Raw genomic sequence first — 24,989 nt, forward strand, 5'->3', positions numbered from 1 at the left:
TGAGAATAAAAATTCGTGAATTCGTGGCGGAAAATCTTATTTTTTTAAGAGCCTTGCTTTCATTTTACTGAAGAATTCAGGCGTAACACCAATGAAAGAAGCGATTTGTTTTTGAGGAACTTTGTGTACTAATGTTCCGTATTTTTTAGTGAATTTTTCAAAACGTTCTTCGGCGGGTAAACTTAAATTATCCATTAATCTTTGCTGATTAGCGACTAAAGAATTTTCAATTAAAATTCTAAAAAAGCGTTCCAATTTTGGAATTTCAAGGTACAATTGCTCCTGATTTTCTTTGGATAACGAAACAACTTCAGCATCTTCTAGAACTTCAATAAAAAGCTGTCCGGGTTTTTGCGAAAAAAAACTGTACATATCGCTCATCCACCAGCCTTGACAAGCAAATGCCAAAACATGCTCAACAATATTATCGTTGATATTAAAGCTTCTTAAAATTCCCGAATTTACAAAATAAGAATGTTTGCAGACTTCGCCAGCATTCAATAAAATTGTTTTGGTTTTATAAGTATTCGTTTCTAGTTTAGATAAAAAAAGTGCTTGCTCTTCGGGTGTCAAAGAGACGTGTTTGGCAATATTTTCAAGGATTAATGCCATTATTTTTTCTCGTCTATTAAGGTAAATGTAGTTGCCACAAAACGATTGTTTACGATAGAACCCGTAACAGAGGCTTTTCTGATGGCGTTGCAAAAACCGTCTTTTGCGTGCGCGTCTCCATGTTGATCGATTTTTGTTCCGTCAACAAAATATGATTTTCCGTCAATGCGAACGGCTAAATCACAGCTTTTACCTTTCATTCCGAATTGGCATTCTCCGCAAGAAGCTTCTACAATTGTTGGTTTATCGATTACTTTTTTATCTTGAGCCTGAGCTGCAATTCCGATAAAAAGGAATAGTACGAATATAAGTTTTTTCATTTTTTAAGAATTTACAGTTATTAATTTTGCCGTTTCTTTGGCACGTTCGGTTATTTTTTCGATTGGTGTTGCCAGTGAATCGTGGCTTAAAACAACTCCCATTCGGCGATAAGGTCTTGAAGTTGGTTTTCCAAAAATCCTGAAATCAGTCTTTGGTAAAGCAGCTACTTTTTCTATTCCGGTAAAAGTTGGATTTGCAGCATCTTCGGATGCTAAAATTACGGCACTTGCTCCAGCTTTTTCTAAAGTAATTTCGAAAATTGGAAGACTTAAAATGGCTCTCAAGTGCAATTCAAATTCGTTAAAATTCTGAGTTCCTGCTAGAGTTACCATTCCGGTATCGTGTGGACGAGGCGAAAGTTCAGAGAAATAAACGCCTTCATTTGTCAAGAAAAATTCAACGCCAAAAAGGCCAGCGCCGCCAAGTGCTTCGGTAATTTTTTCGGCCATGTCCTGCGCTTGGTATAAATCGGCTTCAGAAACTTGTGCCGGCTGCCAGCTTTCCTGATAATCACCGCGTTCTTGTCTGTGGCCGATTGGCGCGCAAAACAAAGTTGGATTGTTATTTTGAGTAACTGTTAAAAGTGTAATTTCCGAATTAAAATCAACAAATGCTTCTACAATAACTTCGATCACATCACCACGCGAACCTGCAACAGCATATTGCCATGCTTTTTCGATATCGCTTTCTGTTTTTATAGTCGATTGTCCTTTTCCTGACGATGACATTAATGGTTTTACTACGCATGGAATTCCAACTTCCTGAACGGCTTTTTGCAGTTCTTCTGCTGAAGTTGCGTATTGGTATTTGGCTGTTTTTAAACCTAATTCTTTAGCTGCTAAATCACGAATGGCTTTACGGTTCATAGTGAAGTTTGCCGCTTTCGCTGAAGGAACAACGGTAATTCCTTGCTTTTCGTAATCGTAAAAACGTTCGGTGCGAATGGCTTCTATTTCAGGAACTATAAAATCGGGTTGGTGTTTGGCTACTATTCGATCAAGCGCTTCGCCGTCGAGCATATTGATTACTTCAAAACCGTGTGCGACTTGCATTGCCGGTGCATTTTCGTAACTGTCAACTGCAATTATGGTTTGTCCGATTCGTTGTGCGGCAATGACAAATTCTTTGCCTAATTCGCCTGAACCCAGGAGTAGTATTTTCATTTTGTTTGATTTAAAGTTTGGGTATTTTGGCTCGCTTTTATAATAATTAAACTGCTTATAAAAGTTAGAATCATTAATGCAAATGATAGAAATAAAATCATCAGTATCGAAAACAGAATTATATCTGGAATTTGTGATTTTAATACAACAGATAATCCATTAACCAATTGCCCGATTATGTAAATTGTAAAAAGTGATAGTATAAACTTGGAACTTACTCCAAAAGAAAATTGAGAACAAGCTTGAAAATAAGTTATTTGATTTAATGAATGGCTTATTTTTTTAGCTGTTTTCCAAAAGAGGAAAACAATAAAAACAGGAAAAATGATTCCCCAAAATATTGGATTCCAAAAAATACCGAAATCACATATTTGGATACATAAGTCGATGAAAAGGCTTTTTGAAAAAATTAATAATGGAAAAAAAGCAGTCACAAAAATCCCAGCAATGACTGCGTATTTTTGAATGTTGTTTTTTGATTCCATTTAAAATTATTTTGAGAGTAAAGATAAATAAAATGGAATTTATTCTCACGCTGATTTTGGAGATTCGGTAGATTTTAGTTTAATTTTTACATTAAGTAATCACACAGTTTGTCATTCCGAGGAACGACAAGATTGTGGGAATTATGAAATGAAATTATGAACACAAAAGTTCTTGTTAACCCGTTCGCGTGAGGGATAGCAGCGGAAAGCCCACAGCCTGACGAAGGAAGTGCGAGGACTTGTAACGGATAGCCCGGTTCGCCTTTTTCGGCGAACACGCCCAAAATACAAAACCGATACTTCTTTTAAAAGTATCGGTTTTTTATGTTAATGGAAATGATCTTCTTCAATTTCGAATTCAGCATCTTTTTCCCAGATTTCCATTTCGCAGGGTTTGCAGTTGAATTTTAGTTTGTATTCAAGTTCTCCCTGTTTTAATACTAATGGCTCTTTTACTTTAACGCCAACGATATCTTTTTGGTGTATCGGGCATTTTTTTAATTCGTATTTGATGCAATATTTGGTTGTCATTACGCGAGATTTTCCTGGATCCCATTGTAATTCGAATGCTTTTTCGATTTCAGTAACACCATGACGTTCGTAGAATTTACGAGCCGTTTTGTTCGAAACATTGTACATGAAATCCAATTTGGTTTCAGGATACGGATGTGACGTTTTTACCATTTGGTGTTCTTCGCGTTTGTAATTTGCCAAACGAATTTCAGTCAATTGATCGTAAACGGTTCTTCTCATTTCGTTGATTTTTGAAATAGGAAGGAACCAGTTTTGAGAAAACATAATGTTGATTTCATTAGCAGTATAAGGCGTGAAACCAGTTTTTGCCAATTGTGTTTTGATGTTTTCTTCGATTGATTCGCCAGTTTTTGTCTGTTCTTTTGCGTGTTCTAAATTCACGATGCTTACATTTCCGTCTTCATCGGTTGCGATTAATTCAAAACCGTTTTCAGTTTCGGTAAGCAATAAAGTTGTGCTTAATTTACGAACAGCACTGTCTTCTCTTTCCACAATTTTGATGAAAGCGGCGTCGTTATTTCTATAGATGAAAGTTCCGTCTTTTACTTCTTTTAGAACGTTCGGGTAAATTTTACCGTTTTCGGCTTTGTTTACATAGATTCCGTCAGCTTCGTTATTTTCGTTGATAAAACAAAGTCCGTCACCGTTGTTTAACAATTCACCGTTTTCGATTTCGTAAGCGTTTCCAACCGTTCTAATTAATTTTCCAATATATTGTCCTTTTGATTTTGGGCTTTCCCAAGAACCAATGGAGCTATGTCTTTCGTTTACGAAATAGTCCGTATAACCACGGTTGAAGGTTCTGCTTAAAGAAGAATCAAAAGTGTACGTACAAGTTCCAGAAGAAGCTTTCATGTATTTTTCGCTTCCTTCACCTTCTAAATAACTATCTAATTTTTGACGTAAGTAAGAAACGTTGTTTTTTACGTAAACTACATCTTTCAATCGTCCTTCGATTTTAAAGGACACGATTCCGGCTTCAATCAAATTCGGAATCTGTTCTGAAATATCTAAATCTTTAATCGAAAGCAAGTGACTGTTTTTGATTAAAGTTTCTCCGTTTCCGTCGATTAAGTTATAAGGCAAACGACAGTTTTGAGCGCAAGAACCACGATTGGCGCTGCGTTCTCCATTGGCTACACTCATATAACAGTTTCCACTGAAAGAAACGCATAAAGCTCCAGTTACGAAAAATTCTAATTCAACATCAGCATGATCGTAAATGGTTTTAATTTGATGAAGGTTTAATTCGCGTGCTAAAACCACACGTTTGATTCCGGCATCTTTTAAGAATTTAATTTTATCAGCGTCACGATTATTGGCTTGTGTGCTGGCGTGAAGTACGATAGGAGGTAAGTCCATTTCCATAATCGCCATATCTTGAATAATCAAAGCATCAACACCAATATCGTATAATTCCCAAATCATTGAACGACACGTTTCAAGTTCGTTGTCATACAAAATGGTATTCATAACGACAAAAACCTGAGCGTTAAATAAATGCGCGTATTGTACCAAAGCAGCAACATCTTCAATAGAGTTGTTGGCATTAGAACGTGCACCAAATTGTGGCGCACCAATATAAACTGCATCGGCGCCACTGTTGATGGCTGCCATTCCTCCAATTAAATCTTTAGCAGGAGCTAATATTTCGATTTTCTTCTTCATTTCTAAAACTTTAGACTTTTGTGGTATTCCCGAAAAAAAGTGTGCAAAGGTCTTATAAAATATTCGAGTTTGCTAATGATAGAGGGATTTTTTTGAAATTGTTAACTTATCTTAAGGTAAAAAAGGTTTTTCAAATGATAGATATTTTTATTTTATAATTAGTAATTAACTGTTATTTTCAAGACCTTCAAGTACTTCTATGATTTTGTCTGCTTTTTCTAAATATGACTGCCTTTCATGTTTACCTAATTCATACCCTTCATGTAATATTTTATTTCGTATTGTTAGCAGTTCTCTCATTTCTATATTATGACTTTCATTTTTTAATTCAGAAGCAAGGAATTTCAAAATATCATTTATTGATTTTGATTCATTATTAGTGTATCCTTTTTTGATCATTAAATTACTGCCGAGTTTTTCAATTAATTGCCAACGTTTAATAATATCAAACTCATCATTTAAACTATATTTTATTACATTTTCTTGTTGTTTATCTTCGTGTTTTCTTAAAAGTAATTGCGTATATGTGAAACCAACAAAGATTGTTACAATTCCAGTTAGAGCAATTACAAGTCCTAGATTTTTTTCAATGGCAAAATCTTGATTCTGATAAACATAAATGAATACTCCAACAATAGAGTAAAGAGCTCCAGTTAAGGATATGACAGTCATTAAGCGCTTTCTTCTATTATCAGCTTTATCTTTTTCTATTTTTGCTTTAAATAAGCTTTCTTTAGCTTCCAGTATGTCACGCAATGATATTTCTTTATCTCCTGTTTGTCCCTTTTGCGCTATAAGATTTGCTCTGTTCACAATCAATTCGTATAATTCCAAGACTGTTTCTTCTAAAGCTTGTTCTGCTGAAGGAGTGAATTTCTCAAGATGTTTTTCAATTTTAGATATTTTATCCAATTTATCCATTTTGTTCTGAATTGAATGTTAAATAAACAGTTGTAGCTACGGCAATAAACAATGTTATAATGAACCAAATTACATGATTTGTTTCTTTGAATTTTTCAACATCTAGTAGACTTCCGGCAATTAGAGAAAAAATAAAAGCTATAATCTGAATTACTTTTATCCACCATTTTTTCTTAGTCTTAATAGGGAAACGTTTTGAATATGTTGCGGCTTCACTTATTATAGCTGCAGTTATTTCAGTGCTAGTACCGTCATTTCTGCTTGCCTCAATTCGAGTAGCTTCATCAATAATGTCTTCAGTCCATTGTTTGCAATGTCTAGTTAGTTCAATCTTACCATTTGGGTTTAGATCGGAGACTTTTTCATCTGGTATATCAAATTCAATTTTCACTAATTTTGTTTCAGTTTTTGTTATTATAAAGAAATACTAACAACTATTATTGGTCAAATATATAAATTATTTGTTACTATTTATTGTGTTAAAAAAAAACTGCCTAGTTATTTAAACTAGGCAGTTTTTCTAAAATAAAAAGCTTTTAATTATATTAAAGTGCTCTCATTTTAATTTGTGATAAAGTGTTTTGAATACTGTTTAATTGTTTTGAAACAATGTAAACCTGACTGTGTTCAAAATGATTTTCTTCGAGTGCTGTTTTATATTTTTCAATTGCAGCTTCTTCACCTGTAACACAGGCATTGATAATTGCTTTAGTGTCGCCTCCGGTAAAGGATGATTTGATGTCAATCCATGTGCGGTGTAAAGCGCCTAAAGGTCCTCCACCAGATGTGTCTGTTGATTTGCCTAGTTTGTTGATTTCGTCTTGTAATTCGACAATAAATAAAGCACGTTCGCGGGCATAATCAAGAAAGTCGGCTTTCATGGCTAGATTTTCGACATGTTCGGCGGCGTTTGTATATCCTAGTTTTCCGTCTTCAAGAATTGAAATTAATCCGTTCAAAGTTTTTACGGTTTCGTCTGTGTTTACATCTGTATGTATCATGATAAATAGTTTTTAATTAATACATTACAAAGTTGACGATTTCTAAAACGTTATGTTTTACAGGATTATAACTAGGATTTTATAATATTGTGGAATGGGAATTTTGAAAGTGTTGAATTGTGTTTCTCGCAGATCTAGTGGATTTAATTGATTTTTTTTCTTTTGAAAATGAATTTTCTCGCTCACTGTTTTGCGTGAGGGATAGCAGTGGAAAGCCCACAGCCTGACGAAGGAAGTGCGAGGACTTGTAACGGATAGCCCGACCCGCCTTTTTCGGCGGGACACGCCCAAAATAATCCCATAAAAAAACAGCTTAAAGTATAAAAGTGATGAAACTTTTGAACCTTAAGCCGTTTTAATAAAACTTGTGATATTGTTATGCAGTCAAAGCTTCTTTGATTCTGCGTAATGCTTCTGTTAAGATATCGTTGCTTGTTGCGTAAGAGAAACGAATACAATTTGGATTTCCGAAAGCGTCTCCAGTTACTGTTGCAACATTTGCCTCAGCTAAAAGATACATTGAAACATCGTTTGCATCTTTAATTTCAGTTCCTCTTAAAGTTTTTCCGAAGAAAGAAGAAACGTCTGGGAAAACATAAAATGCACCTTCTGGAACGTTGATTTTTACTCCTGGGATTTCTTTTAATAATCCAACCACTAAATCTCTACGTCCGTGGAAAGCCTGAACCATTTCGTTTAATACGCTTGGATCAGCATCTACAGCGGTAATTGTAGCTCTTTGAGCAACTGAATTTGCTCCAGATGTTACTTGTCCTTGAATTTTTGTACACGCTTTTGCGATGAATTCTGGTGCTCCAATATAACCAATTCTGTATCCTGTCATTGCAAATGCTTTTGCAACTCCGTTAACTGTGATTGTTTTTTCGAACATTCCTGGGATAGAACCGATGCTGCAGAAAGTTCCTGAGAAATTAATGTGCTCATAAATTTCGTCAGCAACTACGTAAATATTTGGGTGTTTTTCTAACACTTTTGCAAGTGCTGTTAATTCTTCTCTGCTGTACACAGATCCTGATGGATTACATGGAGAAGAAAACCACATCATTTTTGTTTTTGGTGTGATTGCAGCTTCTAATTGTTCTGGAGTGATTTTGAAATCTGTTTCAACAGAAGTTGGAACTTCAACTGGAACTCCGCCAGAAAGTTTTACGATTTCAAAATAAGAAACCCAATATGGTGCTGGTAAAATTACTTCGTCACCGTCGTTTAACATTACTTGTGCAATGTTGTATAATGATTGTTTTGCTCCTGTAGAAACTACAATTTGAGATGGTTTGTACTCTAAATTATTGTCTCTTTTGAATTTTCTGCAGATTGCTTCTCTCAATTCAAGGTAACCTTCTACTGGAGAATAAGTGCTATAATTTTCGTTTACTGCTTTTATTACTGCTTCTTTAATGAAGTCTGGCGTATTGAAATCAGGTTCGCCTAAACTTAAACTGATAATGTCTTTTCCTTGTGCTTTTAATTCGCGTGCCAATGCAGCCATTGCTAATGTCTGTGAAGTAGCAAGATTGTTGATTCTGTCCGAAAGAATATGATTCATTATAAAAATTTTGATGTCCTTAATTTGATGCGCTTATTAAGGAAGGTTAATTATTAATAGATTTTTTTTAGTTTAAACGGATAATTCTGGCTTCATACCCAAATCACGTAAATGTTTGAAGTGAGCAATAATAGCACTTCCCATTGTTTTGTATTCGTAATATGGCAAGTTGCACTCTTTTGCAGTTTCTTTTACGATTTTTGCAATTTTGCCATAATGGATGTGACTGATATTTGGGAAAATATGATGTTCGATTTGGTGATTCAATCCGCCTGTGTACCAATTTACAATTGCATTTTTTGGTGCAAAGTTAGTTGTCGTGTACAATTGGTGAACTGCCCATGTATTGTCCATTTCGCCTAATTCATTTGGTTCTGGATTAGTCGTATGATCGACAACGTGTGCTAATTGAAATACAATACTTAAAATTAATCCTGTAGTATAATGCATAACAAAAAATCCAAGAAGCACTTTCCACCATGTAATTCCAATTACCATTGGTAAAACAATCCAGATTGATACGTAAATGATTTTTGTGATGATTAAAGTAGTCCAAAGAATTTTAGGACTTTTTGGTTCGCCGTAAGACAATTTTCTTCTCAAATAATTACGCATTTGCTTGAAATCGGTTGTAATTGCCCAATTGAAAGTCAGTAATCCGTATAAGAAAACAGAGTAATAATGTTGAAAACGGTGAAAACTATGCCATTCTGCATGTTCTGTAAAACGGATAATTCGTCCTGCATCCAAATCCTCATCGTGTCCTGGAATATTGGTGTAAGTATGGTGCAATACATTGTGCTGTACTTGCCAGTTGTATACATTTCCGGCCAAAACATAAATTGTTCCGCCCATTAATTTATTAATCCAGCTTTTATTTGAGTAAGAGCCATGGTTTCCGTCGTGCATTACGTTCATACCAACGCCGGCCATACCTATACCCATTACTATTGATAACAATAACATTACCCAAAAAGGCATATTAAGCGTAAGGATTAAAAAGTAAGGTGTTAAAAACACAGCGAAAAGAATAACGGCTTTTAAATGCAGTTTCCAATTTCCAGTTTTCTGGATGTTATTTTCCTTGAAGTAATTGTTTACGCGAGAGTTAAGCGTTCTGAAAAACTTCAGACTGTCTTGTCTTGCAAATGTAGGCGCAGGGTTATTCATAATTATTTTAAATAGTTTTCAAAGGTAATTATTATAAATTCTCAATTTGCAAAATTGAGTTAAATATTTCAATCGTAAAGTAGTACTTTTGTTAAAAATTTGAGCAATGGATGAGATATTGAAATATTTTCCTGATTTGACCGATATTCAAATCAAACAATTTCAACAATTAGACTTTTTATACCACGATTGGAATGAAAAAATCAATGTTATTTCGCGTAAAGACATTGATTCCTTATATACAAAACACATTTTGCATTCGTTAGGAATTGCCAGAATCATGAAATTTGAACCTGGAACAACGGTTTTAGATGTTGGAACCGGAGGTGGTTTTCCTGGAATTCCCTTAGCGATTCTTTTTCCTGAAACCCGATTTTATTTAATTGATGTTATTGCCAAAAAAATAAAAGTGGTGCAGGGCGTTGCCGATGCATTAGAATTAAAAAATGTAAAAGCAGAACAGAAACGTGCCGAACTGGTTAAAGGTGATTTTGATTTTATTGTAAGCCGTGCCGTAACTAATATGCCTGATTTTGTTTCATGGGTGCATGATAAAATTAAGAAACAGCACAAGCATACTTTGAAAAATGGAATTCTATATTTGAAAGGCGGTGATTTGAGCGAAGAATTGAAAGATTTTCCAAGTGCCACTTTATATGATTTGGCTGATCATTTTGATGATGAATTTTTTGAAACTAAAAAAGTGGTGCATCTGCCATTAAAGTTTAAACCATAAATCAAAAATTTAAAATATATAACCCGGATAGAATTGATAAAATTCGTCCGGGTTATTTTTTGAATTAATAGTAAGTAAAATCAAGATGCTTTTTTTGATACATGCAAAAACGGATTCGCTTTATGATCTAAATTGTTGATGAAATTATGCAGTGCTATTTCGCAGGCTGCAGGCGTGTAATGAAATTTTGAATCAAAGAAAAATTCTCGGCATATAACAATTTCGGAAGATGAATTATAAACACTTTCGTCGCTTTGGTCAGCATCATGATAATTATAAGAGCAACGGTATGAATTGAGTAAAGCAGCAATTGTTTCATTAAACCATTTGTCAAAAAACTTTTTCTTTGGAGTAATATAACGTGCAAGCAAAACTAATCCTATGAGTTCACTTTGAAGGAAATAAGAACCTTTTCTATATCTTACATCTATCATTCTCACATTCATAAGCGCAACCCATAGAGGTCCGTTTATCGAGCCAGTATCTGAAATATTCAAATCAGTATCAAAAACTAAAGGATCTGTTTCATGCAAATTATGAATGGAACACCAAAGTGCTTCTATACGTTTTTGAATGTCATTTGTTGCTGTTGAATATCCAGTAAAACGCCATGAAACCCATTCTAATAAAGACGCTGTAAGTCCCATGCACGCCTTATGGCTAATTTGTGACAATACGTTTTCTAATTCTTCATTTCCTTCTAATGGATCTAAAAACAGTTCCATTTTTTTATTATTCCATTTAAAATCGATAGGGTATCCAACACTTTTTGATTTTAAGATTACTTCAGGTACATTGTTTAAGTTTCTCATAATGTTGTTGTTTATGTTTTTGATAATGCTATTTTTTTTGAGCAAATTTATAAGGGGATCATTTTTTAAAATGGAATAAGAAGTTTTAAAAATGATAGAATAGGCTTTTTTGGTTTCTTTAACCAGCTGATTTTTAATTAAATAAGAAAAGGATTACAAATAATGTTTCGGTAAAATATAAGTCCCATTTTGCTGTTTTCGCCCAATTAGATTCGCATCATTTATTTCAATTAAGAATAAATTGCATTCATCACCTTTTATTTTTCTTTCATGTACTTTTATTTGTTCAGTCTGTATTAGAGAAATACTTTTACTACAATACAAATAGCATTTACTTTGAAAATAACTAAGACATTATCGGCTTACTGGAAAATTCAGCTCATAGGATGGATTACAGCTTCTTTGTATTGGGGGTTTCAGGCTTTTTTTACTGGAATTTTTATCTGGAAAATTGGTTTAGCTGATTTACTATTTGATGTATCTATTGGTATTGCATTAACACATCTATACAGAAATTTTGCTTTAAAAAAGGAATGGATAAAATTAAATTTAAAACAATTGGTGCCCAAAATAGTTCTGGCTGTTTTAATACTTTCCATGCTTTATATGGTTTTGATTGTTGCTAAACTTTATATAATTCGCTTGGTTGTCTTGCAAAACGATTCAGTTTCATTTATAATTTTCTTTAAATCTTCTTATTTAAACATTTTTATTACAGGCACCAGATTAATGTCAATTTGGATTTTGGCGTATCATCTTTATCATTATTCAAGACTAGAATTGCAAACCGTAAAGGAAAATGCCCGATTGTCGCTTATAATAAAAGAAGCGCAGCTTAACAATCTGAGTGCACAGCTTAATCCGCATTTCTTTTTTAATTCCTTAAATAATATAAAATTTCTGGTATTAGAAAATCCGAATGTAGCTAGAAGAGCAATTGACCTTTTGTCTGAGTTATTAAGGAGTTCCCTAAACAGCAATATTGAAAAAGTTATTCCTTTAAGTGACGAAATTAATTTGGTAAAGGATTATCTCGAATTAGAAAAAATACGTTTTGAAGAACGCCTGCAAATCAAAATTGAAACAAATGAAGAAGAATTAGCCTATTTAATTCTGCCTTTTAGTATTCAGACTTTGGTTGAAAATGGCATAAAGCACGGAATTGAAAAAAGAAAAAACGGTGGATTTATTACTGTAAAAGTGGAGGCCGAAAACAATTTCATGAAAATTACGGTTCAAAATTCAGGTAAACTCACGGAAGCGGTAAAAGATTCAGGTATTGGATTAAAAAATCTGAAAGAGCGATTGCTGTTGCAATACAACGGAAATGCCTCTTTTGAAATCAAGGAAATGGCTAATGAAACAGTTTTGGCAACGATTTTAATACCATCGAAATGAAAAAGATAAAAGTTATAATAATAGATGACGAACGTTTATCTAGAGAAGAGATCAAACAAGCTTTAAAGTCCTATGAAGATTTTATTCTTATTGGTGAGGCTGAAAATGCAGATGACGCCAAGGTTTTAATTGAAGAAAAAGAGCCTGATTTGATTTTTTTAGATATTTCGATGCCTGAGAAATCCGGATTCGATTTATTAGAATCCTTAGAGAATGTTCCGGAAGTATTGTTTATTACCGCCCACAACCAATTTGCTGTACAAGCGTTTGAAGTAAATGCTTTAGATTATTTAATGAAACCTATTAGAGAAGAGCGTTTTTTTAAAGCAATTGAAAAAATAAGAAATACAATAAAATCTAAATCGACTCTGAATGTATCAGGAGACAGAAAAATTTTTATTAAAGATGGAGAAAAAAGATTCTTTATTCAATTAGATGAAATTTATTTGATTGAATCTCTGGAAAATTATACCCGACTATTTTTTCAAGACAAAAAAGCGATGCAAAGACGATCTCTTCGTCAGTGGGAAGAAATGCTGGATGAGAATGTCTTTTTTAGAATTAACAGAACCGAAATTGTAAATATTAAATATATTCAGGATTTAAACAAAACAATAGATGGCGGACTGGAAATAAAGTTAAAAACCGGAGAAATACTAAAGGTTTCAAAACGTCAATCCGTAAAATTTAAAAACAGCAACGGGATTTAATTTTTTTAAAATACTTACAGCCAAAATATTTTCGCTGATTACTGCAATCTAAATTACTAAAACAAATGGAATTGAATAAAATCAAAAGGCAGCGCTTGCATGTCCTTAGTTGATTGTTTTCTGCTATTCAAAAATTTAAATAAACTCCTTAATATGACAACTATGAAATCAATTTTAAATTTTGTGTTTTTTATCGTGACGGTCTCCTATACATTTTCACAGCAGAAAAGCACAACAAAATCAGAAGATCTAAAAAGTGCTTACGATATTCAGGACAGTGTAATGATCAAAACCCGAGATGGTGCTTTTATATCGGCAATAGTGGTACGAAAAAAAGGAATTGCCGCTCCCAAACCCGTCATACTTCAATTTACTATTTATGTTTCAGAAGGAAGAGATTTAAAATCTTTAAAAGCAGCAGCCGACAATGATTATGTTGGTGTAATTGCGTACACAAGGGGAAAACGCTTTAGTCCTGGCGAAATATTTCCATATGAAAATGATGGTAATGATGCCTATGATGTTATCGACTGGATCAGTAAACAAAAATGGTGTGATGGCAGGGTGGGTATGTATGGCGGGAGCTATAATGGATTAACACAATGGGCAGCATGCAAAAAAATGCATCCCGCTCTTAAAACTATAGTTCCTTATGTAGCCAACCGAGCAGGAATGGGTTTGCCAATGGAAAACAATGTTTTTATAAATCCCAATTATGAATGGTCGTTTTATGTTGGAAATAACAAATACCTGGATACAGTTGCGGGAAATGACAGGCAGCGTTTTAGAAAAATGCAGTTTAAATGGTGGGAAACAGGAGTGGCTTATAAAAGAATGGACAGCATCGACGGTACACCAAACAGACTTTTTCAAAGATGGATAAAACATCCCTCATTCGACGAATATTGGCAAAAAATGTCCCCATACAAAAAAGATTTTGCTCAAATAAATATTCCAATTTTAGTTATTGACGGCTATTACAACGATTCTCAAAATTCGAGTTTGTATTATGTAAGAGAACTTCAAAAGTACAATCCTAAAAACAATTTATATTTAATAATTGGTCCATACAGCCATTTTGGGGCTCAAAAAGGAGGTACGACGGAATTGAATGGTTATAAAGTTGATGCGGATGCTTTAATTAATACAAACAAAATAACCTATCAATGGTTTGACTATATTTTTAAAAATAAACCCAAACCGGAAATTTTAAAAGATAAAATTAATTATCAAGTAATGGGAGCTAATGAATGGAGAAGCGTTGCGTCTATTGATAAAATGCACAACGGTTTTCTAACATTTTATCTGACCAATACTAAATCGGGCGATTTTTATTCATTGAATAACAAGAAACTAAGTAAAAAAGGGTATTTGCCACAAGAAGTTGATTTTGCTGATAGAGTGAATAGTAACAACTTTTATTACCCAGATCCAATTATTAACGAACAAATTGATACCACAAACGGATATGTTTTTATAAGCGATCCAATAAAAGAACCTCTGCTGGTTAATGGTTCATTTTTAGGAGAAATTAAAGCCAGCATCAATAAAAAAGATATGGATATTGGAGTGACTTTGTACGAAGTAAGGCCTGACGGAACTTATTTTCATTTGGCTTATTTTATCGGACGTGCCAGTTATGCTAAAGATATTACCCAAAGAAATTTGTTGAAACCAGATACAATAGAATCAATTCCTTTTTCGAACACGCATTTAGTAAGCAAACAATTAAGCAAAGGAAGCAGGCTATTAATTACATTGAATGTAAATAAAAATCCGTTTTCAGAATTAAATTACGGAACCGGAAAAATAGTCACCGAAGAAAGTATCAAAGATGCCAAAGAACCATTAAAAATAAAATGGTACAATGACAGTTTTGTGAAAATTCCAATTTGGAAATAAAGACTGCCATAAAACAAAAGCCGAATCTTGTTAAGGATTCGGCTTTTTTATAGATTAAGTTTCTAACTTGAAACTTGAAACATTTCTAAACTTGAAACTAAAAATTAACCCAAAAACGGATATCTGTAATCTTCTGGAGTTACAAAAGTTTCTTTAATTGTTCTTGGAGAAGCCCAACGCAATAAGTTCAAGGCAGAACCTGCTTTATCGTTAGTTCCAGAAGCTCTTGCTCCACCAAAAGGCTGCATTCCAACAACTGCTCCAGTTGGTTTGTCATTAATGTAGAAGTTACCAGCAGCGTTTTGTAATTTAGTAGTTGCTACTTCAATAGCGTAACGATCTTGGCTGAAAACTGCTCCAGTTAAAGCATATTCAGAAGTAGTATCAACTAATTCTAAAGCCTCTTCCCATTTAGCATCTTCGTAAACATAAATCGTGATAACTGGTCCAAATAACTCAGTTTCCATTGTAGTATATTTTGGGTTTGTAGTTACAATAACCGTTGGCTCAATAAAGTATCCAACAGATTTATCGTAGTTACCACCAACAATAATTTCAGCATCAGCATCTTTTTTAGCTTGGTCGATATAACTCGCTAATTTATCAAAAGAACCTTCGTGAATAACTGCAGTGATAAAGTTTCCAAAATCTTCTGGAGAACCCATTTTCATTGATTTTACATCAGCAATCAATTGTTCTTTTACAGCTGGCCATAAACTTTGCGGAATATAAGCTCTAGATGCAGCAGAACATTTTTGACCTTGGAATTCAAAAGCACCACGCGTAATTCCTGTAACCACTTGTTTTACATTTGCGCTTGGGTGAGCAATGATAAAATCTTTACCTCCAGTTTCACCAACAATTCTTGGGTATGTTTTATAATTGTGGATGTTTGCTCCAATTTTAGCCCAGATATCTTTAAATACGTGAGTTGAACCTGTAAAGTGAACACCAGCAAAATCACGGCTTGCTAAAATAGTATCCGTAATCATTAAAGCGTCTCCAAAAACTACGTTGATAACGCCATCAGGAACTCCAGCTTCTTTGAAAACATCAAGAATGATTTTTGTAGAAAATACTTGGCTGTCACTTGGTTTCCAAACCACAACATTCCCCATCATTGCAGCACTTGCAGGCAAGTTTGCAGCGATAGCAGTAAAGTTGAAAGGTGTAATTGCGTAAACAAAACCTTCAAGAGGTCTATATTCTAAACGGTTCCAAACAGAAGAATCTGATTTTGGCTGATCGTTATAAATTTGAGTCATGAATTCTACGTTGTAACGTAAAAAGTCAATTAATTCACAAGAAGCATCGATTTCTGCTTGGTGAATATTTTTAGATTGACCAATCATAGTTGCAGCATTAATACGAGCTCTGTAAGGACCAGCGATTAATTCAGCAGCTTTTAAGAAAATAGCAGCACGCTGTTCCCATGCCATATTTGCCCATGCTTTTCTTGATTCAAGAGCATTTGCAATTGCTTTTTCGATATGTTGTTTTTCAGCTAAATGATATTTTCCAACAATATGTTTATGATCATGTGGTGCTGTAATGTTTCTTGTGTTTCCAGTTCTGATTTCTTCGTTTCCAATATATAAAGGAACGTCAATTTGAGAATTCCACAACGTAGTATAAGCTGCCTGAACAGCTGCTCTTTCTGGTGAGTTCGGTGCGTATCCTTTTACAGGCTCGTTTACCGCTTTTGGTACATGAAAAAATCCTTTAAGCATGTTATTTAAAATTAGATTATTAGATAATTTAAAGTTAGAAAATTTGATTTGTTACGAATAATCTAACGTTGCACAAAAGTACAAAGGATAAATTAATAAATTGACAATTTTATGATTAAGATAACGATAAAAAAGACCGTTGTAAACGATGTCTTAATTTAAAGCAAAAGGAGCACACATTCTAAAAGTAGGAACAATTACTTTGAATGTTTTAGTTGTTGTGAAATTGATCATATTAAAATGACCTTTCATAGCACCATAAGGAGATGATAATAAACAGCCAGAGCTATAAGTGTGGTTTTCGCCCGGTTTTAAAACTGGTTTTTTGCCAATCACGCCTTCACCGTCAACAATATCTAAGTCGTTAAGCGAGTCAAAAATTTCCCAGTGACGAGAAGTTAACTGAACTGAATCTTTACTGTGATTTTCAATCGTAACTACGTAACTAAAAGCAAAGTGAATCTTGTAGTTCTTGAAGTAAGTACCTTCAAAACTAGTCAAAACCGATATTTTTATGCCTCTTGTAATCTGAGAAACCATACTAAAGTAGTATATACGTGTGCGTTATAGTTGCAAATCTACGAAAAAAAATGATTGAAGTGAAAACGTTAACATTGTTTTAATTAACGATGTTTATTGAGTTTCCGTTTCCTTTTCCGATGACTCTTTGATAGCGGTCAGAACTTTCTTTGTAATAAACTAAGATGGTATATTCATTTTCAGTTTGATAGAAATTTCCATCAACTGCATTTTCATAATCAATTACTCCTTTTTTGTCAGCAACTCTGTATTGAAAATTGGTAAAACCTTGCTTGATCATAACGGCTTTTTCAAACAATCCTTTGTCGGAGTTATAATCCATTTTATATTCTGGCGAAAGGCTGTAATTGTTGAACATTCCAACAATGTAAATGTCTTTATTTAATTGAAAAGCAGGTGCCGAAAGACTAAAATAAACCCACGCGTAATCGGCCTCAATTTCTTGGTTAGAGCCATTGATGTTTTTAACTACAAAATTGCCATTTACATCTTCATACAAAGTGTAAATTTGATTTCCTCTTGCATGATTGGTATATAAAAAAGAGCTGTAAACATCATTGTTGGTTCCAATTCTTGCTACATTATTGCTCGCCGCTCGAATGTCTTTATTCTCAAAATACAAAAATTCATTGCCGCCCCAAAACTGCGTTTCTTTATCGTATTTATAAACCATTTGATTTCCAATGGTATATTGCGGTTTAATGTTTTTAATACTTGTATTGAAATCGCCGTTTTGCATTAAAAGTACCTTTATATTTTCAAGAGGTGTCTGAAAAACAATGTCATTGGAAAGTATTGTAAATTCCAAATTTTGCTTAAAATCAATATTGCTGAGGTTTCGGCTTCGTTTTACCAGACATGCAACTGTTGAATGATTTTCGTACAGAACAAATTTTCTTGAAAAAACAACTTCTCTGTCTTCATTCAAAATTTTCAGCATGTAATTGCCTGAAATTCGGAGCTGAGTAGTAAATTGATTTGGGAAAGAAAGTTTATAATGTGAATATCCTTGAAGCGTATTAAATGAATTCGAGTAATCTGTAATTCTTTGATTGTCAAAACCACGAATATAATCCGTTTTCGGAATATCGGTTGGAATCCAGTTGTAATCGCAATGAACAACTTCAAAATAATAATTAGCTTCATTGCCAAATAAATCATCAAATTGAAATGAAAATACGGATCCTAATTCAAAAATAGGAACTACATTATTGTCATTTTGAACAAAAGAAACAGTTTTAATATTATAAGGAGGAGCTATTTCAGTTTGAACTTCTTGGGCTTTCGCCGAAGTAAAAATTAAAAAGAAAAGAAAGCTTTGAAATAAAAATTTTGGCATCTTATTACGTTGTAAGATTGTAAATATAACAATTTATACAACGAAAAAAAGACAGTTTTATTGGATTAAAATAATTTAGTATATGACTATTTATTAATTGTGCTAATTTTGAAAATAGCACGCGGATGACACAGATTTAAACCGATAAAAACGGATTTTTAAATTAAATCATTGAAAATCCGTTTAATCCGCGTTATCTGTGTGCTTTTTTTAGTGGTACGCTAAGCGGACAGTCATAATTTATTAAGAACCCAAAATATATTCCAGATTGGTTTCGATTTCATCGTTTACAAAACTTTCTTCTAAAAGGGAATCAGACAACAGTTTTTTATTTTCCTGCAGTTTGATGATTTTTTCTTCGACCGTATTTTTAGAAATAAACCGAATCACGTTTACTTTATTCAACTGCCCAATTCGGTGCGCTCGTCCAACGCCTTGTTTTTCTGCGAAAGGATTCCACCACGGATCTAAAAACAAAACATAAGAAGCTTTGGTAATGTTCAAACCAACTCCCCCCGCTTTTAGCGAAATAAAAAACAATAATGGTTCTTCTTTTTCCTGAAACAATTTTACCTGCTGTTCTCTTTTACTTGCCGGAGTTTCGCCGGTAATTTCGCAAAATGTTATTTTATTTTCTTTACACCAATCCGTATAAAAACTCAAATTGGTAACAAACGAACTGAAAATGATTACTTTTTGTTTCGCTTTGACTAAGTTTTCAAGATAATGGGTAACGGCAATATATTTTCCTGAATCAATTTCAGATTCCTGATCCACCATTTTTGGGTGGTTACTCAATTGTCTCAACTTCATTAAAGTATTGATAATACTGATTTTATCGGGATTTGATCCGTCAGTTTTCAATAAAAAGTTACGGGCTTTCGACTTTTCTTTTTCGTATAATTTCTCCTGTTCAGGATCCATGTCGCAATAGAAAATCTGCTCTGATAATTCAGGCAAATCTTTTAAAACCTGTTCTTTGGTTCGTCGCAAAATATAAGGCTGAACCATATTTTTTAATTCGGCTAAACTATTTTCATCCTGCTTTTTCTCAATCGGAATTTTAAAATTTTCTGCGAAAAAATTATAAGTACCCAAAATATCCGGATTGATAAATTGCATTTGCGACCATAAATCGTCAAGCGAATTTTCAATCGGCGTACCGCTCAATGCAATTTTGTGACTCGTACTTATTTTGTTGATAGCTTTAAAAATCTTAGAATTTTTGTTTTTGATGTATTGACTTTCGTCCAAAATCAAATAACGAAAATCGTATTTCTCTAAAATTGAAATATCGCGATGAATGACACTGTAACTCGTAAAAATCAAATCCGTTGAAGCTAATCGGCTTGCTAATTGCTTTCTGTCGTTGCCCACATATTGCATTCTTGAAAAATGCGGAGTAAACTTTCCAGATTCATTAAACCAGTTAAAAACCAATGAAGAAGGCAACACAATCAAAGCTTTAAGCGGTTCTCTTTCAATTGTGGTTTCGTTGGCAAACAAATCAAAATTGGTGGTTTTCTTCGTAAAACCTAATTGTTCTTGAACGGCAACCAAAACAGCCAAAGTTTGCAATGTTTTTCCAAGTCCCATATCATCAGCCAGACACGCGCCTAAATTGGAATTAAAATGTCCCAAAAGCCATTTTACGCCATCAATTTGATACGGTCTTAAAGTAGCTTTCAATAAATCAGAAGCCACATATTCTGCCTTATACGTTACGTCATCCTTAATTTCCGGAATGGCATCCAAAGCAGTAAAATTACTTTTGCGTAAAAGTAGATTTCCGGTTTCTGTTTTGGCTAATTTTGCTAAAGAACCATATTTACTGAACCATTCCAGCGGAATCAGGAAATAGTTTCCGTCTGGCAAAGGAAAAAGTCTTTCTTTACTTTTTATATTCGGAATAATTTCGCTGAAGTTGATTGTATAATTTCCAATTGTAATGATGATTTTAATATCAAACCAATCTCCATTTGTATCTTTTGATGTAGAAACAGTATGGTTTTGGGTGATGATCTCTTTGCTTTCCAGTTTTAGATTCTGAATCGTAAATCCAAGTTTTTCCAGCTCTTCTTTATGATCAATAACGAATTGAATATTGACAAAAGGGTCCGGATTTTCAACTTCCGAATGCAATCCGTAGAATTCATTTTTGATTATGGTTAAACCAAGTTCGGATAATTTGTCTGTAAATAAAGTCTCGTCTGAATTTCTTTTAAACTGAATAATTTTAGGCTGATTGGCAATGCTAAAATCAACAAACGAATGCGTTTTTTTTGTTTTGGAAGCATCAAATGCATAACCATCATAATCAAAATAAAGATTGAGATAATAACAGTTTTTGAAAAAATCATGAACAGGCTGAATCGTGCATGAAATAATTTTATCGCGAAGCTCAATTTCAAAACCAGTTGCTTCAATATCAATTTTTTTAGCGATTTCAGGAATAAAGCTCTTGAAATAATCGTCAACCAATTTTGAAGGAATTTCAATGGAATTTTTCTTTAAAAAAGGCATTAATTTTTTAGCATTAAGCGCTGTTAATTGTCCTAATTTTTTATTGATAATTAACCAGCCCGGTTCATCTAAAAGAATATCAACGTTGCTGTTCATTGGTAAAAATGAAGCTTCGTTTTCTTTTAAAGAAAGGGTATACGTAATGCCTTCAGCGTGTTTGTCAAATTGAATTTGAGGCTCAAAATAAAGCGGATTGACATCAACTCGCGAACGATAAAAATCTTTTTCAGGACCAAGATTAATGGACAACGGAAATTGTTCCTGAACAATTAAACTATAAAATGAACTCAGATGAAATTTTAAATGCTGACGAATGGCAAAATCAATTTTAGAATCTTTTTGAAGATCCATAATCGTTTTTGCCGATTTGATTTTGGCACTGAATTTCTTGAAAATAAAGTCAGGTTTTAAAGATTCGCAGGCGTTGAGTATTTTTTTGGTATTGGAATCTAAATTTTCTAAAGCAATACCAAAACTTTCCAGTACGCCGTGAGTTGCTTTTTTGTCCAGATATTTGATTTCGGTAGTATTCTCAACAATATAAGCAGTTGGGATAAAGGCATTCAGATTTTTTTCAAAACTGATGTCAAAACAAAATTGAAATGGTTTCGTAGGTTGCAAGATTGTAGGGATTTGGTTAGGCTTGTAATTTAGGAATTGGGCTAAAAAAAAGAGTTTTCAAAATATCAATAATTTGAAAACTCTTTGTAAATGAACTTATATCGCTTATATGGTGAAAAACTAATTTTCTGGTTTAAAGCAAAGCGGAATAATTTCGCCTTTTGCTAAACAATATTTTTCTACCAATTCTGGTGTGATTTTATTCGTATAATCTTCTTCGATTACAATAAAACCGATGCTTCTTAATTTGTCGAAATAATCGCGCCCGTAAATACGAACGTGATCGTATTGTCCGAATATTTTAGCACGTTCTTTTTGATCTGTAATAGAATCATCTGCGAAAGTAACTTCACGATTTAAATCCTGTGGAATTTGCAAAATCGCCATTCCGCCCGGTTTTAAAACTCTGAATAACTCCTGCATCGCTTTTGTATCGTCTGGAATATGTTCTAAAACGTGATTACATAAAATCACATCGTATTCGTTGTCTTTAAAAGGTAAATTACAGATATCTGCTTTTACATCTGCCAAAGGCGAAAATAAATCGGTTGTCGTGTAATCCAGGTTTTTTTGCTTGCGAAAAAGTTTGTAAAAAGCTTGTTCCGGAGCAAAGTGTAATACTTTTTTTGGAGCTGTAAAAAAATCAGTCTGATCGTTTAAATACAACCAAAGCAAACGGTGTCTTTCTAACGAAAGCGTACTTGGCGAAAGGACATTATTTCTTTGTTTCCCGTATCCGTAAGGAAGAAAAGAGCGAAAACTTTTTCCGTCAATCGGATCAGTAAATCGGCTTCCTCTTAAAGATAAAGCTAAAATTGGTCGCGCCACATAACTCAAACGAATTAATAATGGTCTTGGAATAGTATTTAAAACTAATTTGAAAAGTTTTTTCACAGGTTTAGATTCGGGATTGTATTTATAGTACTAAAGGCACTTGTCTGAATTCGTCTTCTTCATTGCTTTCGATTCCTAAAGCTTTGTAGATGTATTGGAAAGTTGATAATAATTCTGGTTTTCCATCAATTAGGGCAACATCATGTTCGAAATGCGCACTTGGTTTTCCGTCAGCAGTCAAAATTGTCCAGCCGTCTTTTAATTGTTTGATGTTTTTTGTTCCCATGTTGATCATTGGCTCAATCGCAACGACCATTCCTTCAACAAAAAGTTTTCCGCGTCCACGTTTTCCGTAGTTTGGCATTTCAGGTTCTTCGTGCATTTTTTGCCCAACACCGTGTCCAACCAATTCACGAACAACTCCGTAACCGTGAGCTTCTGTATATTTCTGAATCGCATTTCCAACATCTTCCACGCGATTTCCAGCTTTAAATTCTCTGATTCCAACGTACAATGATTCCTTAGTAACTCTCAAAAGTTTTTTAACTTCCGGAGCAACTTCACCAATTTCGAAACTGTAAGCGTGATCACCGTGATATCCATTTTTGAACGCACCGCAATCAACCGAAATAACATCTCCGCTTTTTAAAGGCGTATTATTCGGAATTCCATGCACAACTTGCGCATTCGGACTCATACAAAGTGAATTCGGGAAATCATACAAACCTAAAAAGCTTGGAACTGCTCCATGATCACGGATAAATTCTTCGGCTAATTTGTCAAGATATAATGTAGTAACTCCTTCTTTAATTTCAGAAGCAATCATTCCTAATGTTTTAGATACGATCAAAGCACTTTCGCGCATCAATTCGATTTCCTCTCTAGTTTTTTGGATAATCATATTTTTCAGATTTTCAGTTTGCAAAAGTACAATTTTTAATTAAAATTTTTCGCCACGAATTCACGAATTATCTCAAAACTAAATTTAAAAAAAACATATTGCACGAATCAATTAATTAATTTTTAAAAGAAATTCGTGAATTCGTGGCTATTTAAAGAGCAAGAACGAGCAATTGTCTCAGAAAAAAGCCATAAATTAGTAGTAAAATGTCAACAATTATGGAAATTTCGACTGATCAGGATATAGCTAAAGTAAAGGCATTAAAGAAAATGAAAGCAACGGCTCTGTCGCTTTTGGGTTTTGCAGTACTTCTTTTTATAATTGCGATTTACTTTAAAATTCCAATGTTGCAGGCTTTTAGCGAAGCTGCGATGGTGGGTGGAATTGCCGATTGGTTTGCGGTTGTGGCTTTGTTTCGTCATCCTCTCGGCATTCCCATTTGGCATACAGCTATTATTCCAACCAAGAAAAATGAAATTGGAGAAAACCTTGGAAATTTTGTTTCGGAGGAATTTCTAGATAGGGAAAAATTAGAAATAAAACTGGATGAATTCAATTTTGCGACTAAAGCTTCAGATTGGCTTTCGCAGAAAGAAAGCGCCGATAAAATTGCCAATGTAGTTTCATTAAATATCATTCCGGGAATTTTAAAAGCGATTAAAGATGAAGATATAAAACGATTTATTCAGGTTCAGTTTAAAGAAAAATTAGAAGGAATAAATTTTGGAGATTGGGTGGCATTGGCATTAGAACCTTTACAGAAAGGAAATGTAAAAAATGAATTGTTGACGAATCTTTTAGAGGTTATGAGTTCAGAATTGACGAATAACAAAGATTTGATTCGGAAAAAAGTAAAAGCTTCGACGCCGCTTTTGAGTTTTGGTCTAGCCGATAAAAGTATTACAGAAGGCGTTTTTAATGGTTTGCAGGATTTTCTGAACGAAGCCAAAAATCCAGAAAGTGCTGTAAGAGTTAAAATTGATCAATACGTTTATGATTTTCTGGAAAAAATAAAAAACTCGGAAGAAATGCGAATTAAAATCAACAACATGATTTTAAGTTTTGCCGGAAAAAAAGAAGTTCAAGATTATATCAACGGAATTTGGGACGAAATAAAATTATCCATTACAAATGATTTAGAAAAAGGAGATGACTCATCAATTAAAAACAGTATTTCGAACTTAATTCAAACTTTCGGAAACGGAATCAAAGAAGATGCTGTAATGATTGACAAAATCAATAATTTCATTAAAAACGATGCGCTTTCGGTTCTTTTAAATAATAAAAAAGTAATTGGAGATTTAATTTCGTCAACCGTAAAAAGCTGGGATGGAAAAGAGGTTTCTGAAAAATTAGAATTGGAAATAGGAAAAGATCTTCAATACATCAGAATCAATGGAACCTTAGTCGGGGGACTTATCGGGCTTGTGATTTATGGTGTTGAACAGCTTTATCATTTTGTTTTTTAAACCATATAAGTGATATAAGTAAATATAAATTT

At 33.6% G+C, this 24,989-nt stretch carries 20 protein-coding genes and 1 pseudogene; 5 read left to right on the forward strand and 16 right to left on the reverse strand.

The window, feature by feature from the left end; genetic code table 11:
* Positions 1-36: 36 nt before the first annotated feature.
* The 9 genes and pseudogenes from GKZ88_RS11730 to GKZ88_RS11770 form a co-directional block, all read right to left on the reverse strand.
* Positions 37-612, reverse strand: a complete 576-nt coding sequence (locus tag GKZ88_RS11730; RefSeq protein ID WP_155102567.1) for a Crp/Fnr family transcriptional regulator — start codon at positions 610-612, stop codon at positions 37-39.
* A complete protein-coding gene (locus tag GKZ88_RS11735) occupies positions 612-932 on the reverse strand; it encodes a DUF6370 family protein (protein ID WP_155102568.1) in 321 nt (106 codons plus the stop codon). The genes GKZ88_RS11730 and GKZ88_RS11735 overlap by 1 nt, the downstream gene beginning before the upstream one ends.
* A 3-nt stretch (positions 933-935) precedes the next feature.
* Positions 936-2,102 (reverse strand): annotated as a pseudogene (gene purT, locus GKZ88_RS11740) (formate-dependent phosphoribosylglycinamide formyltransferase); the annotation flags it as partial.
* An 806-nt stretch (positions 2,103-2,908) separates the two neighbouring features.
* A complete protein-coding gene (locus GKZ88_RS11745; protein ID WP_155102570.1) occupies positions 2,909-4,783 on the reverse strand; it encodes a U32 family peptidase in 1,875 nt (624 codons plus the stop codon).
* 165 nt (positions 4,784-4,948) lie between these two features.
* Entirely contained in the window at positions 4,949-5,704 is a 756-nt protein-coding gene (locus tag GKZ88_RS11750; RefSeq protein ID WP_155102571.1) for a hypothetical protein, read from the reverse strand.
* Positions 5,697-6,095: a hypothetical protein gene (locus GKZ88_RS11755; RefSeq protein WP_155102572.1), complete on the reverse strand. Its 399-nt coding sequence runs from the start codon at positions 6,093-6,095 to the stop codon at positions 5,697-5,699. The genes GKZ88_RS11750 and GKZ88_RS11755 overlap by 8 nt, the downstream gene beginning before the upstream one ends.
* 154 nt (positions 6,096-6,249) lie before the next feature.
* Entirely contained in the window at positions 6,250-6,705 is a 456-nt protein-coding gene (locus GKZ88_RS11760) for a PA2169 family four-helix-bundle protein (protein WP_155102573.1), read from the reverse strand.
* A 376-nt stretch (positions 6,706-7,081) separates the two neighbouring features.
* A complete protein-coding gene (locus GKZ88_RS11765; protein WP_155102574.1) occupies positions 7,082-8,272 on the reverse strand; it encodes a pyridoxal phosphate-dependent aminotransferase in 1,191 nt (396 codons plus the stop codon).
* Positions 8,273-8,344: 72 nt separating this feature from the next.
* The gene (locus GKZ88_RS11770; protein ID WP_155102575.1) at positions 8,345-9,442 is read right to left on the reverse strand and encodes an acyl-CoA desaturase; all 1,098 of its coding nucleotides are present in this window, start codon (positions 9,440-9,442) and stop codon (positions 8,345-8,347) included.
* A 106-nt stretch (positions 9,443-9,548) separates the two neighbouring features.
* On the opposite strand from GKZ88_RS11770, the gene rsmG reads away from it, so the two are divergent.
* A complete protein-coding gene (gene rsmG, locus GKZ88_RS11775; protein WP_155102576.1) occupies positions 9,549-10,178 on the forward strand; it encodes a 16S rRNA (guanine(527)-N(7))-methyltransferase RsmG in 630 nt (209 codons plus the stop codon).
* 80 nt (positions 10,179-10,258) lie between these two features.
* Here rsmG and GKZ88_RS11780 read toward each other — a convergent pair whose 3' ends face one another.
* Positions 10,259-10,990 (reverse strand): hypothetical protein, encoded by a 732-nt coding sequence (locus tag GKZ88_RS11780; RefSeq protein ID WP_155102577.1) that lies wholly within the window; start codon positions 10,988-10,990, stop codon positions 10,259-10,261.
* 336 nt (positions 10,991-11,326) lie between these two features.
* Here GKZ88_RS11780 and GKZ88_RS11785 point away from each other — a divergent pair, with 336 nt between their 5' ends.
* From GKZ88_RS11785 to GKZ88_RS11795, 3 genes are all read left to right on the forward strand, one after another.
* Positions 11,327-12,388 (forward strand): histidine kinase, encoded by a 1,062-nt coding sequence (locus tag GKZ88_RS11785; RefSeq protein WP_155102578.1) that lies wholly within the window; start codon positions 11,327-11,329, stop codon positions 12,386-12,388.
* Positions 12,385-13,098, forward strand: coding sequence for a LytTR family DNA-binding domain-containing protein (locus GKZ88_RS11790; RefSeq protein WP_155102579.1), 714 nt, complete (start codon positions 12,385-12,387; stop codon positions 13,096-13,098). Before GKZ88_RS11785 ends, GKZ88_RS11790 begins: the two co-directional genes overlap by 4 nt.
* Before the next feature lie 162 nt (positions 13,099-13,260).
* Positions 13,261-15,000, forward strand: coding sequence for a CocE/NonD family hydrolase (locus GKZ88_RS11795; RefSeq protein ID WP_230392513.1), 1,740 nt, complete (start codon positions 13,261-13,263; stop codon positions 14,998-15,000).
* A gap of 104 nt (positions 15,001-15,104) precedes the next feature.
* Here GKZ88_RS11795 and pruA read toward each other — a convergent pair whose 3' ends face one another.
* From pruA to map, 6 genes are all read right to left on the reverse strand, one after another.
* Positions 15,105-16,730 (reverse strand): L-glutamate gamma-semialdehyde dehydrogenase, encoded by a 1,626-nt coding sequence (gene pruA / locus GKZ88_RS11800; RefSeq protein ID WP_155102581.1) that lies wholly within the window; start codon positions 16,728-16,730, stop codon positions 15,105-15,107.
* Between the two features lie 153 nt (positions 16,731-16,883).
* Positions 16,884-17,270: a Co2+/Mg2+ efflux protein ApaG gene (gene apaG, locus GKZ88_RS11805; RefSeq protein ID WP_012023834.1), complete on the reverse strand. Its 387-nt coding sequence runs from the start codon at positions 17,268-17,270 to the stop codon at positions 16,884-16,886.
* Between the two features lie 79 nt (positions 17,271-17,349).
* Positions 17,350-18,609 (reverse strand): DUF5103 domain-containing protein, encoded by a 1,260-nt coding sequence (locus tag GKZ88_RS11810; RefSeq protein ID WP_155102582.1) that lies wholly within the window; start codon positions 18,607-18,609, stop codon positions 17,350-17,352.
* Between the two features lie 243 nt (positions 18,610-18,852).
* Positions 18,853-21,753: a DEAD/DEAH box helicase gene (locus tag GKZ88_RS11815; protein WP_155102583.1), complete on the reverse strand. Its 2,901-nt coding sequence runs from the start codon at positions 21,751-21,753 to the stop codon at positions 18,853-18,855.
* Between the two features lie 120 nt (positions 21,754-21,873).
* On the reverse strand, positions 21,874-22,647 hold the full coding sequence (locus GKZ88_RS11820; protein WP_347343873.1) for a methyltransferase domain-containing protein: 774 nt from the start codon (positions 22,645-22,647) through the stop codon (positions 21,874-21,876).
* A gap of 22 nt (positions 22,648-22,669) precedes the next feature.
* Complete coding sequence (gene map / locus GKZ88_RS11825) at positions 22,670-23,488, reverse strand: type I methionyl aminopeptidase (protein ID WP_155102584.1); 819 nt, start codon at positions 23,486-23,488, stop codon at positions 22,670-22,672.
* Positions 23,489-23,694: 206 nt separating this feature from the next.
* Between map and GKZ88_RS11830 the strand changes: the two genes are divergently transcribed.
* A complete protein-coding gene (locus tag GKZ88_RS11830; protein WP_230392514.1) occupies positions 23,695-24,957 on the forward strand; it encodes a DUF445 domain-containing protein in 1,263 nt (420 codons plus the stop codon).
* Positions 24,958-24,989 lie beyond the last annotated feature (32 nt).

This window comes from Flavobacterium sp. LC2016-01, from assembly GCF_009711135.1.
Lineage (GTDB): Bacteria > Bacteroidota > Bacteroidia > Flavobacteriales > Flavobacteriaceae > Flavobacterium.